15 protein-coding genes are annotated in these 13,230 nt (G+C 73.5%); 8 read left to right on the top strand and 7 right to left on the bottom strand.

Features of this window, described 5'->3' with window-relative positions:
- From AB0J76_RS47950 to AB0J76_RS47940, 3 genes are all read right to left on the bottom strand, one after another.
- The coding region (locus tag AB0J76_RS47950; RefSeq protein WP_364394070.1) for a HAMP domain-containing protein at positions 1–212 on the bottom strand (212 nt) is incomplete at its 3' end.
- Between the two features lie 172 nt (positions 213–384).
- The gene (locus AB0J76_RS47945) at positions 385–759 is read right to left on the bottom strand and encodes an STAS domain-containing protein (RefSeq protein ID WP_352325084.1); all 375 of its coding nucleotides are present in this window, start codon (positions 757–759) and stop codon (positions 385–387) included.
- A gap of 374 nt (positions 760–1,133) precedes the next feature.
- Entirely contained in the window at positions 1,134–2,090 is a 957-nt protein-coding gene (locus AB0J76_RS47940) for a helix-turn-helix transcriptional regulator (RefSeq protein WP_352325085.1), read from the bottom strand.
- A gap of 141 nt (positions 2,091–2,231) precedes the next feature.
- On the opposite strand from AB0J76_RS47940, the gene AB0J76_RS47935 reads away from it, so the two are divergent.
- The gene (locus AB0J76_RS47935; RefSeq protein WP_352325086.1) at positions 2,232–3,425 is read left to right on the top strand and encodes an amidohydrolase; all 1,194 of its coding nucleotides are present in this window, start codon (positions 2,232–2,234) and stop codon (positions 3,423–3,425) included.
- A gap of 50 nt (positions 3,426–3,475) precedes the next feature.
- On the opposite strand, the gene AB0J76_RS47930 is transcribed toward AB0J76_RS47935, so the two are convergent.
- From AB0J76_RS47930 to AB0J76_RS47920, 3 genes are read right to left on the bottom strand one after another with little or no spacing between them, the layout of a single operon-like run.
- Positions 3,476–4,135 carry a GntR family transcriptional regulator gene (locus tag AB0J76_RS47930; protein ID WP_352325087.1) on the bottom strand — a complete coding sequence of 220 codons (660 nt, stop codon included), beginning with the start codon at positions 4,133–4,135 and terminating at the stop codon, positions 3,476–3,478.
- Between the two features lie 5 nt (positions 4,136–4,140).
- Entirely contained in the window at positions 4,141–5,115 is a 975-nt protein-coding gene (locus AB0J76_RS47925) for a LysR substrate-binding domain-containing protein (protein WP_352325088.1), read from the bottom strand.
- A gap of 31 nt (positions 5,116–5,146) precedes the next feature.
- Entirely contained in the window at positions 5,147–6,457 is a 1,311-nt protein-coding gene (locus AB0J76_RS47920) for an MFS transporter (RefSeq protein ID WP_352325090.1), read from the bottom strand.
- 173 nt (positions 6,458–6,630) lie between these two features.
- On the opposite strand from AB0J76_RS47920, the gene AB0J76_RS47915 reads away from it, so the two are divergent.
- Genes AB0J76_RS47915 through AB0J76_RS47885 form a run of 7 tightly spaced genes read left to right on the top strand, consistent with a single transcriptional unit; the run spans position 6,631 to position 12,789 of the window.
- Positions 6,631–8,064, top strand: coding sequence for a 2-hydroxymuconic semialdehyde dehydrogenase (locus AB0J76_RS47915; RefSeq protein ID WP_352325092.1), 1,434 nt, complete (start codon positions 6,631–6,633; stop codon positions 8,062–8,064).
- A gap of 8 nt (positions 8,065–8,072) precedes the next feature.
- On the top strand, positions 8,073–8,870 hold the full coding sequence (locus AB0J76_RS47910; RefSeq protein WP_352325094.1) for a fumarylacetoacetate hydrolase family protein: 798 nt from the start codon (positions 8,073–8,075) through the stop codon (positions 8,868–8,870).
- On the top strand, positions 8,867–9,613 hold the full coding sequence (locus tag AB0J76_RS47905; RefSeq protein WP_364394062.1) for a fumarylacetoacetate hydrolase family protein: 747 nt from the start codon (positions 8,867–8,869) through the stop codon (positions 9,611–9,613). The genes AB0J76_RS47910 and AB0J76_RS47905 overlap by 4 nt, the downstream gene beginning before the upstream one ends.
- Positions 9,610–10,035 carry a RidA family protein gene (locus tag AB0J76_RS47900; protein WP_352325096.1) on the top strand — a complete coding sequence of 142 codons (426 nt, stop codon included), beginning with the start codon at positions 9,610–9,612 and terminating at the stop codon, positions 10,033–10,035. Before AB0J76_RS47905 ends, AB0J76_RS47900 begins: the two co-directional genes overlap by 4 nt.
- Complete coding sequence (locus AB0J76_RS47895; protein WP_352325097.1) at positions 10,032–10,574, top strand: 3-hydroxyanthranilate 3,4-dioxygenase; 543 nt, start codon at positions 10,032–10,034, stop codon at positions 10,572–10,574. The genes AB0J76_RS47900 and AB0J76_RS47895 overlap by 4 nt, the downstream gene beginning before the upstream one ends.
- 2 nt (positions 10,575–10,576) lie before the next feature.
- Complete coding sequence (locus tag AB0J76_RS47890; RefSeq protein ID WP_352325108.1) at positions 10,577–11,554, top strand: amidohydrolase family protein; 978 nt, start codon at positions 10,577–10,579, stop codon at positions 11,552–11,554.
- On the top strand, positions 11,551–12,789 hold the full coding sequence (locus AB0J76_RS47885) for a carboxylesterase family protein (protein WP_364394059.1): 1,239 nt from the start codon (positions 11,551–11,553) through the stop codon (positions 12,787–12,789). The genes AB0J76_RS47890 and AB0J76_RS47885 overlap by 4 nt, the downstream gene beginning before the upstream one ends.
- On the opposite strand, the gene AB0J76_RS47880 is transcribed toward AB0J76_RS47885, so the two are convergent.
- Complete coding sequence (locus AB0J76_RS47880) at positions 12,767–13,210, bottom strand: Lrp/AsnC family transcriptional regulator (protein WP_352325099.1); 444 nt, start codon at positions 13,208–13,210, stop codon at positions 12,767–12,769. The genes AB0J76_RS47885 and AB0J76_RS47880 overlap by 23 nt on opposite strands.
- Positions 13,211–13,230: the final 20 nt, after the last annotated feature.

Raw genomic sequence — 13,230 nt, 5'->3', positions numbered from 1 at the left:
ACCTCGGAGGTGAACAACGACAACTGATCGACCATCCCGTTGAACACCGAGGCGATCTCACCCAGCAACCCGTCGGCGTCCTCCGGCAGACGGGTGCGGAAATCGCCGTCCCGGACCGCCGTCAGCCCGCCGAGCAGCTGGCGCAGCCGAAGCTCGCCGACCTCGGCGCCCCCGGACGCGGAACGGGAGCCACCGGTCATCGCTTCGCTCATGTCACCCTCGTGTCCTACGACGTGTCAGGACCGTCCTGCCGGTGACCTCGCGAACGGCCCTGATCAGGCGGCCATGATCGAGGTCATCGACGGAGCAGTCGTGGTTGTTGGTCATCCGGATTCTAGAGCCGGCACTCATGATCTTCAGCCCCGAACGCCGAGGTACGGCGGCTCACGACGACTCGCGGAGATCGGCGGGGCGCTGCGCGCCCATCGCGGCCACGGCGTCGCCCACGTCGGCGTGGACGGCCAGCGAGGACCACACGCCGGTGACCTGGAGGACACGCGCCGGCAGTTCCTGCACGCCGGCCAGGCGGAGCACGCCCCCGCGGTCGAGCACCGCGGCGTTGAGGCGTAACAACACGTGCAGGCCGCGGCTGTCCATGAAGCTCAGCCCGCTCAGGTCGAGCACCGCGCCGGCCCCGGGCCGCAGGTGCCGCTCGGTGAAGGACTCCAGCCGGGTCGAGTTGGAGGCGTCGAGCTCGCCGATCACGGTCACCAGCACGCCGCCGGGCAGGTCGCGGCAGCTCAGGCTCAGAGGGGTCACGCCGTCACCGGAGGCCGGGCAGCACGAAGGCCCGTCCGGCCGGAAGGCGGGGCGGACGGGTGCGAGGGCGGACGAAGCAGGTCAGGCATCACAGGCCGGCGGCGGGTTCGGCTCGGTCACGGGACCGGCCTGGTCGCCCGGCGGGCGCGGCCACCCCGACGGTGCTGCCTCGCGATCGCCTGGCCTGCGGCTGTGGCCTCGCCGCGGACGCGCCATGTCGCCGCTACGGCCGGGACTCAATCGCGATCATCTCCTCCGTGCCGCGGCGATCCGTGCTCGTCTCCAACCCTTGAGCCTTCGGCGGTGGCGGGTCAGCACATCAGACGAAGAATCCGGCTCACTCCTGTCCACAGAACGAAACGGGCATCAGTGGATCAAGCGCGGCGAGGCTCGGCCGCGCGGCGGAGGGTGTCGCCGGGCGAGCAGCCGAAGGCGGCCCGGTAGAGCTGGGCGAAGCGGCCGGCGTGAAAGAAGCCCCAGCGGGCGGCGACGGCGGTCACCGTGGTCGCGGGATCGCCGGCCTTGAGCTCGGCGTGCGCGCGGGCCAGCCGGGCTTGACGCAGGTAGCCCAGCGGGGTGGTGCCGAGGTGCCGGCGGAAGGCGTACTGGAGGGCGCGGGGGGTGATCCGGGCGGCGGTGGCGATCTCGTCGAGGCCGATGGGCAGGTCGGCGTGGTCGTCGATGAAGGCCGTCGCCCGGCGCAGCGCCTCGGGACGCGCGGAGCCGGGGGCGGCGTCGCCGGCGTTGGTGGGCAGGGCGGTGAGCACGCTGGCGGCCAGCAGCTGCCCGGCGGTGGAGACGACCAGCGGCTCGGCGGCCAGCTCGGGGGCGGCCAGGACGTCGTCGCGCAGGTAGGCGAGCGTGCGCCGCAGATGGAGGCCGGCGGCGGCGGAGACCGGGCGGTGCCCCACCAGCCGGACCGGCTCGGCCCGGCGGCCGGGCAGCGTGCCGGCCACCTGCTGCAGCAGCGCGGGGTCGAACATGATGATGTCGTAGCGCGAGCGGCGGATCTCGCCGGTGTAGGGCAGGTCGTGCGGGGCGAACAACACCGTGTCGCCGGGGCCGAAGAGCTCGTCCGGCCCGCCGGCGACCTGCTGGGCGATGGTGCCGGTCTCGACCGTGCACAGGCACACCTTGCCGAGCGGGTTGACGTCGAAGCTCATCGCGTACTCGAGATTGAGCCGGTCGATGCTGACCGAGCCCATGACCTGGCGGGAGATCCGGGTGCGGGGGTTCTTCACGTCGGAGCCGATGCGCATCTTGGCGTACGCCTTGCTGAGGAACTCCTCCGTCTGGCCGATGTCACGGCTGTCGAAGACCTCTGGGCCCATCGGACCACCTCTTTCCGGACGGCGGGACCGCGCCTGCCGCAGCCCGCGCCGATTTTCCCAAACGGCTACGACAACGGCTGGGGGATGAGTGTGCAGGGCCCTCTGCCAGGAACGATCCGTTTTTGGTATACCATTTTTCGGGTGACTTCCTGGACGATCTCCAACGTGCGCCCCTGGGGCGGCGCGCCCGTGGACCTGACCATCGACGGTACCCGGATCGTCGCCGTGCTCCCGGCCGGGACCGCCCCGCCCGCCGGCGAGCGCGTCGACGGCCGCGGCCTGCTGGCCCTGCCCGGCCTCGTCAACGCCCACGCCCACGTCGACAAGAGCTGGTGGGGCCGGCCCTGGGTGTCGTACGGCGGGGTGGCCACCACGCAGGGCCGCATCGAGCACGAGCGCGCCGAGCGGGACAAGTACGGCATCCCGGGCGTGGACGGCACGGTGGCGGTGCTGCGCGAGTTCCTGCGGCACGGCACCACGGCCACCCGCACCCACGTCGACGTCGACCTCGGGGTCGGGCTGCGCGGCATCGAGGCCGTCCGCGAGGCCGTGGCGCGGCTCGACGGGGCGATCGACGTCGAGATCGTGGCCTTCCCGCAGGACGGCGTCGTCCGCCGGCCCGGCGTGCTCGACCTGCTCGACCAGGCCGCGCGGGCGGGCGCCACCAGCATCGGCGGCATCGACCCCGCGACCATCGACCGGGACCCGGTCGCCCAGCTCGACGGCCTGTTCGAGATCGCCGAGCGGCGCGGCGTCGGCCTGGACATCCACCTGCACGACGGCGGCGAGCTCGGCGCGTTCCAGTACGAGCTGATCATCGACCGCACGCTCAGGACCGGCCTGCAGGGCAAGGTCACCGTCTCCCACGGCTTCGCCCTCGGCGACCTGGCCCCCGAACGTCAGCGCGGCCTGCTCGACGACCTCGCCGCGGCGGGCATCTCCTGGGCGACGGTCGCGCCGGTGCGCACCGCGCCCCTCCCGTGGCGGGGCATGGCCGAACGCGGCATCGGCCTCGGCCTCGGCACCGACGGGATCAGGGACCTGTGGTCGCCGTTCGGCGACGGCGACCTGCTGCGCATCGCCCTCGGCTTCGCCCGGCTGCACGGGCTGCGCTCCGACGACGAGCTCACCGCCGCCGTGGAGCTGGCCACGACCAAGGCGGCGCCCTTCGTGCACCGCGACCGGCACGACCTCGTCGCGGGGGCGCGGGCCGACGTCGTGCTCGTGGACGCCGAAAACGTGCCGGACGCGCTCGTGCGGGTGCCGCCGCGGGCGCTCGTGGTCGCCGGCGGCCGGGTGGTCGCCCGCGACGGCGCCGTCCTCCTGGACGCCTGACGCCCGCGCGGGGTTCGACGTCCTCCTGGACGCCTGACGCCCGTGCGGGGTCAGGAACCGTCGGAGCGCAGCCGGTCGGCGTGCTCGCCGATGAGCCGGCCGCTGGTCGCCACGTGCCGGGCGACCAGCTCGCCGACGCGGGTCACGTCGCGGGCGGCGATCGCCTCGTAGAGCTCGCGGTGCTCGTCGGCGACCGCCTGGAGGTCGTCGTGCCGGCCGAGCAGCCAGCGCATCCGGCTGCGCAGGACCTGGCCCACCTCGACCAGCAGGTCGTTGCCCGCGATGGCGGTGGCCGTCTCGTGGAAGTCGGCGGCCGCCCGCCGGGCGCGGATCGCGTCGCCGGCGCGCGCCGCCCGCAGCTCGGCGTCGAGGTCGGCGCGCAGCCGCCGCAGGCCCTGCGCGTCGTGCCGCCGGGCGGCGAGCTGGAAGGTGACGGCCTCGAACGCCGAACGCACCTCCACCAGGTCGGCGACGTCGCGGGCGGTGAACTCGCGCACCACGGCCCAGGTGCGGGGCCGCAACGTCACCAGCCCCTCGGCGGCCAGGGTGGCCAGGGCGTCGCGCACCGGCACCCGGCTGACGCCCAGCTCGGTGGCCAGGTCGCGCTCGACGAGCTTGCTGCCCGGCGGGCGGACGCCGTCGAGGATGTCGTCGCGCAGCCGCCGGATGACGCGTACGGACTCGGGCTCGAACCCGGCTCCTGCCACCATGCCCCTCAGTCTCCCACCGCCGCCGCGTCGGACGCGTCGTCCCCCGCGTCCTCCCTGGTGTCGAGGTGCCGCGCCTGCTGCTGGAGGTGGGCGAGCATGACCTTGCCCGCGGGCGTCAGGGCGCGGGCCCCGGGCAGGGTGGCGCCCACCGAGCGGCGCACCGACGGCAGCGGCACCGGGAGTTCGAGGAGCTGGGGGTCGGTCCTGACGAAGAGCGCGGGCAGCGCGGCGATCATGTCCGTGCCGAGCAGCAGGGAGCGGATCGTCAGGATGGACGTGCATTCGGTGCGGTCGGGCGGCAGCGGCAGCCCGTTGCGGTGGAACACCTGCTCCAGCTCCCGGCGCAGCGAGGTCTGCTCCAGCGGCAGGATCCACGGGTAGTCCAGCAGGCCGGCCAGCTCGCGGGCGTGCGCCGCCGGGTGCCCGGCGCGGGCGACCAGCAGCACGGGCTCGTTGTAGAGCGGGATCTGGCGCAGGTCCGGGCGGTCCTCGATGGGGTTGAGCCGGCCGAGGATCAGGTCGAGGTCGCCGCCGGTGAGCTGGGGGACCAGCGAGTCGAACGTGCCCTCCTTGACGATCACGGTGATGCCCGGCCGCTCGGCCTTGAGCGCCGCGATCGAGCGGGGGAGCAGCACGTTCGTGGCGGCCAGCAGGGTGCCGACGGTGACCGTGCCGGCCGTGCCGTCGGCCAGGCCGGCGATGCGCTCGCCGGCGCGGCGCAACTCGGCCTGCACGGCGCGGGCGTGGTCGATGAACGCCTCGCCGAAGAGGGTGGGGGTGACGCCGCGCGATCCGCGGGTGAACAGCTCCACCCCGAGGATCTGCTCCACCTCCCGCAGCCCCCGGGTCACGGCGGGCTGGGCCAGGTGGAGGTGCTCGGCGGCGCGCAGGACGCCGCCCTGCTCGGCGATGGTGGTCACGAGCACGAGATGCCGCAGCTTGAGCCGGCCGCTCAGCAGGTCCAGCGGACGAGATATCACGAAATCATCATATGACCAGGGCGAACCTGCCCTATTTCGCTATGTCGGCCGGAACCGGGTGGTCACCCAGGCGTTCGGCGTCGTTGCGCGGGATCACCAGGGCGGCGACGAGGCTGATGACCGTCACCACGGCCAGGTAGGCGGTGATCGACAGCGAGGTGCCGGTCGAGGCGAACAGCGAGGCGGCCACCAGCGGCGTGATACCGCCGCCCAGCAGCGAGGCGAGCTGGTAGGCCACCGACGTGCCGGAGTACCGGATGGCGACCGGGAAGAAGCTGGCGGTCAGCGTGCCCTGCGGCGCGTGGGTCATGGCCAGCACCGCGCCCATCACCAGCATGAAAACCGCGATGAGGGGCTTGTTGCCGGTGTTGACGACCGGCAGGATCGCCAGGGCGCCGGCCAGCAGCACCACCGAGCCCCAGGTGAAGACGGAACGCAGCCCGTGCCGGTCGCCGAGGTGGGCCCACAGCGGCGCGGTGACCAGCCACACGGCGGCGCCGCCGATCACGCAGCTCAGCAGGAACGTCCGCGGCAGGCCGGCCGCGGCCTCGCCGTAGCCGAGGATGTAGACCATGAAGATGTAGGCCAGCGCGCTGTTGCCGATGATCACGCCGATCGTGTGCACCACCTCGCGCCAGTGGTCGCGCAGCACCACCGCGATCGGCAGCTTGACCGGCTTGCGCCGCTCGACCAGGTCGGCGTAGTCGGGGCTCTCCTCGATGCGCAGCCGCAGGTACAGGCCGACCGCCACCAGCACGATGCTGAGCAGGAACGGCACCCGCCAGCCCCAGGCCATGAAGCTCTCCTCGCCCAGCAGCGAGGACGTGCCGAGGAAGACGGCGTTGGCGCACAACATGCCCGCCGGGGTGCCCATCATCGGGAACGCCCCGAACAGGCCGCGCCGGCCCTTCGGCGCGTGCTCCATCGTCAGCACCACCGCGCCGCCGAGCTCGCCGCCCAGGCCGATGCCCTGGGCGACGCGCATCACCACGAGCAGCACCGCCGCCCACACGCCCAGGCTGTCGTACGTCGGCAGCACGCCGATCAGCGTGGTGCCGATCCCCATGATGAGCAGCGAGACGACGAGCGTGTTGCGCCGCCCGATCCGGTCGCCGAAGTGGCCGAAGACGATGCCGCCGAGCGGGCGGGCCAGGAATCCCACGGTCATCGTGCCGAAGGAGGCGATGGAGCCGGCGACCGGGTCCATGGCGGGGAAGAACTGCTTGTTGAAGACGAGGGCCGCGGCGGTGCCGTAGAGGAAGAAGTCGTACCACTCGATGGCGGTGCCGATGAAGGCGGCCCGCGAGACGCGGCGGGCGGCCAGACGGCGATCTGTGTCCATCTCTCTGTGCCTTCCGAATGAGGGTACGGAAGAGGATGCACGCTGGTGGTATGCCAGAACGAATACCGATTCGGTCGGCAGGCATAGCAGAACCGACATATAACGAAATAAAGATAGCCAGGCGACATTTCGGTATTGGACTGTTATGTCGAGAAATCAGCAGAATGTCGACCATGAAGCCCGCGCACTACGTCAACGGCGTCTTCACGACGGCGGGGACCGACTTCCCTCTCATCTCGCCCGTCGACGGCCGCACCGTCGGAGCCGTCCCCGAGGCGTCCCGCGAGACCGTCGACGAGGCGGTCCGGGCCGCCCGCGCCGCCCTCGACGGCCCCTGGGGAGCCGCCTCCACCGAGGAGCGGTGCGCGTACCTGCGCCGGATCGCCGACGGGATCGAGGCCAGGTTCGAGGAGTTCGTCGAGGCCGAGGCCGCCGACACCGGCAAGCCGCGCGAGCTGGCCGCGACGGTGGACATCCCGCGCGCCGCCGGCAACTTCCGCGCCTACGCCGACCTGGCCTACGGCCGTCCCGAACGGGCCTACAACACCAGCGTCCCGGCCTGGAGCGGCAGCGGGCAGGCGCTCAACTACACCGTGCGCCGCCCGCTCGGCGTGGTCGCCGTCATCTCGCCGTGGAACCTGCCGCTGCTGCTGCTCACCTGGAAGGTCGCGCCGGCCCTGGCCGCGGGCAACGCCGTCGTCGCCAAGCCGTCGGAGGAGACGCCCTCCACCGCCACGCTGCTGGCCGAGGTGATCGACGCGGCGGGCCTGCCGCCCGGCGCGTTCAACCTGATCCACGGCCACGGCGCGGGGGCGGCCGGCGAACACCTGACCGCGCACCCCGGCGTGGACGCCATCGCCTTCACCGGCGCCTCGGCCACCGGCAGCGCCATCATGCGCAACGCCGCCGCGCACGTCACCCCGGTCTCCTTCGAGCTCGGCGGCAAGAACCCGGCCCTGGTCTTCGCCGACGCCGACCTGGAGGAGGCCGTCGAGGGCACGATCCGCTCCAGCTTCACCCACTCCGGCCAGATCTGCCTGTGCACCGAGCGCGTCTACGTCCAGCGCCCGATCTTCGAGGAGTTCACCCGGGCGCTGGCCGAGCGGGCCAGGGGCCTGCGCGGCTACGGGCCGATGATCTCGGCCCAGCACCGCGACAAGGTGCTGTCCTACTACCGCCTGGCCGTCGAGGAGGGCGCGACGGTACTGGCCGGGGGAGGCGTGCCGGAGTTCGGCGACGCCCGCGACGGCGGCTTCCACGTCGAGCCCACGGTGATCACCGGCCTGCCGCCGCACGCCAGGACCGTCCGCGAGGAGGTCTTCGGCCCCATCTGCCACGTCGCCCCCTTCGACGAGGAGGACGAGGCCGTCCGGCTGGCCAACGACAGCCCGTACGGCCTGGCCGCCACCGTGTGGACCACCGACCTGTCGCGCGCCCACCGCGTGGCGCCCCGGATCCAGGCCGGCATCGTCTGGGTCAACTGCTGGAACCTGCGCGACCTGCGCACCCCGTTCGGCGGCGTGAAGGCATCCGGCATCGGGCGCGAGGGCGGCGAGTACTCGCTCGACTTCTTCTCCGAGCCGGTCAACGTGTGCGTCAAGATATGAGGACAGAAGTGACAGACAACCATCGCGCCGCCGCCGCGCGGCTGCTGGAGGCGTACGCGTCCGGCCGCCCGTGCGAGCCGGTCCGCGACCTGGTCGACGGCCTGGAGGCGGCCTACGCGGTGCAGAGCCTGCTCACCGAGCACTGGCTCGGCGAGGGCAGGCGGATCACCGGCCGGAAGGTCGGGCTGACCAGCAAGGCCGTGCAGGCGCAGCTCGGCGTCGGCGCGCCCGACTTCGGCGTGCTGTTCGCCGACATGGCGGTGCCCGACGGCGCGGAGATCCCGGCCGGCGCGGTGCTCCAGCCGCGCGCCGAGGCCGAGGTCGCGCTCGTGCTCGACCGCGACCTGCCGCACGAGCGCCACACGGTCGCCGACGTGATCGCCGCGACGGCGTTCGCGCTGCCCGCGATCGAGGTCGTCGGCAGCCGCATCCGCGACTGGGACATCACCCTGGCCGACACCGTCGCCGACAACGCCTCCTCCGGCCTGTACGTGCTGGGCAACCGCCCGGTCTCGCTGCGCGACGTGGACCTGCGGCTGGCCGGGATGGTCATCGAACGGCGCGGCGAGCAGGTCTCGACCGGCGTCGGCGCGGCCTGCCTGGGCCACCCGCTGCACGCCGCGGTCTGGCTGGCCGACACGCTGGCCGCGCTCGGCCGTCCGCTCCGGGCGGGCGACACCGTGCTGACGGGGGCGCTCGGCCCGGTCGTCCCGGTGCGTGCGGGCGACGTGCTGGAGGCCCGCATCGACGGGCTGGGCGACGTCCGCGCCGCCTTCGCCGCCGACGACGAGAAGGAGGAGCGGTGAACGCGCTCGCCGAACGCCTGGACGAGGCCACCCTGACCGGCCGCGCCATCCCGCGCCTGACCGACACGGCCGACCTCGACGTGCCGGCCGCCTACGAGGTGCAGCGCGCCCTGATCGAGCGGCGGCTGGCCCGCGGCGAGCGGATCGTCGGTGTGAAGATGGGCTTCACCAGCCGCGCCAAGATGGCCCAGATGGGCGTGGACGACGTCATCTGGGGCCTGCTCACCGACGCCATGCTGGTGGAGTCCCGGCTCGACACCGCCGGCCTGATCCACCCGCGGATCGAGCCGGAGATCGCGTTCCTGCTGGACCGTCCGGTGCGCGGCACCGCCGACGTGGCCTCGGCCGTCGGCGGCGTCGCGGTCGGGTACGAGGTGCTCGACTCCCGCTACGAGGGCTTCAGCTTCACCCTGCCCGACGTCATCGCCGACAACGCCTCGGCCAGCGGCTTCGGCGTCGGCCCCTGGCGCCGCCCGCAGGACGCCGGCGACATCGGCAACCTCGGCCTGGTCATGGAGATCGACGGCCGCCAGGTCGCCGGCGGCTCGTCGGCGGCCATCCTCGGCCACCCGCTGCGCGCGCTGACCGCGGCCGCCCGGCTGACCAGGGCCGCCGGGATCGAGATGGAGGCCGGCTGGATCGTCCTGGCCGGCGCGGCCACGGCGGCGGTGCCGCTGCCCGCCGGGGCGCACGTACGCGTCGGCGCCGCCGGCCTCGGACACGTGGAGGTGACCACCCGATGAGTGACGCGCTGCTGGTCGAGGGCAAGGCCCGGCCCCGCGGCCGGTTCCCGCACGTCAAGCGGGCCGGCGACTTCGTGTTCGTGTCGGGCACCAGTTCGCGCCGCCCCGACGGCTCCTTCGCCGGGGCGAGCGCCGACGAGCTGGGCACCACCAGCCTCGACATCCGCGAGCAGACCAGGGCGGTGATCGAGAACATCGCCGACCTGCTGGCCGCCGCCGGAGGCGGCCTGGAGGACGTGGTGAACGTGACCGCGTACCTGGTCAGCATGAACGACTTCGGCGGCTACAACGAGGTCTACGGCGAGTACTTCGACGAGAGCGGCCCCGCCCGCACCACGGTCGCCGTCCACCAGCTCCCGCACCCGCACCTGCTGATCGAGATCTCCTGCACCGCCCTCATCCCCCAAAGGAGCCAGGCATGATCCCCCCCTTCAACCTGAACAAGTGGATCGACGAGCACCAGGACCTGCTCAAGCCGCCGGTCGGCAACGCGCAGATCTGGAAGGACGCCGACCTCATGGTGACGATCGTGGGCGGGCCCAACCAGCGCACCGACTTCCACGACGACCCGATCGAGGAGTTCTTCTACCAGCTGCGGGGCGGCATGGTGCTGCGGGTCATGGAGGAGGAGGGCAAGCCGCCGGTGGACGTGCAGATCGGCGAGGGCGACGTCTTCCTGCTGCCGCCGCACGTGCGGCACTCGCCGCAGCGGCCGGTGCCCGGCTCGATCGGCCTGGTCGTGGAGTTCGCCCGCCCGCAGGGCGCGCTGGACGCCTTCGAGTGGTACTGCGTCAACTGCCACCGCCTGGTCCACCGCGCCGAGGTGCAGCTCCAGTCGATCGTCGACGACCTGCCGCCCGTTTTCCGCAACTTCCACGAGGGCGACCGCACCTGCCCCCACTGCGGCGCCGAGCACCCCGGCAAGGACTGGCCGGAACACCTGCGGCCGGTGGTCCGGTGACCATGATCGACGTGCACGCGCACGTCTTCCCGCGGATCTCCCGCGAGGAGGCCAGGACGCTCGCCGGGGCCGGCGAGCCGTGGCTGCGCGACGGCATGATGATGAGCGGCGAGGACGACTACCGCCCGGTCACGCCGGAGCTGTGGGACGCCGGGGCCCGCGTGGCCGCCATGGACCGCACCGGCGTGGCCGTGCAGGCGGTCTCCTCGACCCCGCTGCTGTTCGGTTACGCGGCCGACCCGGACCGCGCCGCCGAGTGGTGCGCCATGGTCAACGACCGCGTGCTCGACCACTGCGCGCAGGCCCCCGACCGGCTGCTGCCGCTGTGCCAGGTGCCGTTGCAGGACGCCGCCCTGGCCGCGAAGACCGTCACCGAGGCCAAGGCCGCCGGTCACCGCGGTGTGCACATCGGCAACCACGTCGGCCCGCGCAACCTGGACGATCCCGACATCGTCGCCTTCCTCGCGCACTGCGCCGAGCAGGACATGCCGGTGCTCGTCCACCCCTGGGACATGCTCGGCGCCGACCGCATGCGCGGCCACATGCTGCCGTGGCTGGTCGGCATGGCGGCCGAGACCCACCTCGGCATCCTGTCGCTGATGTTGTCCGGGGCGTTCGAGCGGCTGCCGGGCTCGCTGCGGCTGTGCTTCTGCCACGGCGGCGGCAGCTTCGCCTACCTGCTGGGCCGGGCCGACAACGCCTGGCACCAGCGCGACATCGTCCGGGAGCACTCGCCCAGGCCGCCGTCGGCCTACACCGACCGCTTCTACGTGGACTCCGCGGTGTTCGACCCGCGCGCCCTGCGGCTGCTGGTGGAGGTGATGGGGGCCGAGCGCGTCATGCTCGGCACCGACTTCCCGTTCCCGCTGGGGGAGCTGGAGCCGGGCGCGGTCGTGCGCGCCTGCGCCGAGCTGGACGAGCAGGGCCGCGCGGCCGTCCTGGGCGGCAACGCCGCCGCCTTCCTGGGGCTCGGGGGATGACGGTCGCCGAGACGCTGCTCGGGGCGTTGCGCGGCGTCCGGGCCGGCGGCGTGAGCACGTTCAAGGGCGTGCGCTACGCCGCGCCCGCCCGCCGCCTGGCCGCGCCGGAGCCCGCGCGCCCCTGGCGGGGCGTCGCGGACGCCCGCACCCCCGGCCCGCCCGCCCCGCAGCGGCCCGGCCGCATGGCGTGGGTGCCGGGCCTGGAGATCGACCCGGCCACGTCGGCCGAGGACTGCCTGTTCCTCAACGTCTGGACGCCCTCCGCCGAGGGGCGCCGCCCGGTGCTGGTGTTCCTGCACGGCGGCGCGTTCGTCTTCGGCTCCGGCTCCCAGGCGATGTACGACGGCACCGCGCTCGCCCGCGACCACGGCCTGGTCGTGGTGACCGTGAACTACCGGCTCGGCCTGCCCGGCTTCTGGCACGGCGACGGCGTGCCGGCCAACCTGGCGCTGCGCGACCAGATCGCCGCACTGGAGTGGGTGCGCGCCAACATCGCGGCCTTCGGCGGCGACCCGGCGAACGTCACCCTGGCCGGGCACTCGGCGGGCGGCACCTGCGTGCTGGCGCTGATGACGTGCGCGCCCGGCCTGTTCGCCAGGGCGGCGGCGATGAGCCCCGTCCCGTACGGCTTCCGCACTCCCGCCGAGGCCGCCGCCTGGACCTCGGTGGCGCGTTCCGCGCTCGGCGGCGACCCGTACGCCGTGCCGCTCGCCGATCTGCTGGCCGCCGAGGAGGCCGCCGTACGCGCCTGCGCCCCGGCCGCGGGGCTGCTGCCCGCCGCGCCCGTCGTGGACGGCGACCTGCTGGCCGTCCACCCGGTGGAGGCGGTCCGGACGGGCGCCGCCGCGCGCGTCCCGCTGCTGGTGACGACCACGGCCGAGGAGGCCCGCCTGTTCACCGCGATCGGTCAGGACGGCCTGGACACCGGCGAGCTCTTCGCCGGGCCCGCCCGGGAGCTCGCCGACGCCCATCACGGCCCCGCCGGGCACCACGTCTGCGGGCACCGCTCGCCCATGAGCCACGGCGGCGTCGCCCTGGGCGCCTGCCACCTGGTGGACGTGCCCCTCTACCTCGGCACCCACGGAACACCGCTGACGGGCACGGGCCCCGAGGTGGACGCCCTGGCCCACGAGATGAGCACCGCCTTCGCCCGCTTCTGCCACGACGGCACGAACCCGTGGACGACCCCGGCCGGCCGCGCGGCGGACGGGGTCACGGGCCGTCGGGGGTGGTGAGCGGATGGCCGGGGAGCGGGGTGGACAGGATCATGGTGCTGGAGGGCGGCCCGTAGACCGCCAGGCGGTCGATCAGGTCCTCGAAGGCGACCATGGAGACCGCCACGATCCGCAGGATGCTGCACACGTCGCCGGTGACCCGGTGGATCTCGCGGACCTCCGGCCAGCCGGCCACCTCGGGGTCGCGCAGCACGCAGCGGGTGCCGTAGCAGGACATGCGGATGAAGGCCGAGACCGGCCAGCCGGCCCGCACGGGGTCCACCGTCGCGTGGTAGCCGGTGATCACGCCCGACTCCTCCAGCTTCCGTACGCGGTCGGCCACCGCGGGCGCGGACAGGTGGATCCGGCGGGACAACTCCTTGAGGGAGAGCCGGGCGTTGTCCTGGAGCTCACGCAGCAACTCCCAGTCGGTCTCGTCCACGATCACGCCTTCCGTTCGTA

Source organism: Nonomuraea sp. NPDC049624 (assembly GCF_040675255.1).
In the GTDB taxonomy this organism is placed as follows: Bacteria; Actinomycetota; Actinomycetes; order Streptosporangiales; family Streptosporangiaceae; genus Nonomuraea.
This window is presented reverse-complemented; position numbering and strand designations above follow the sequence as displayed.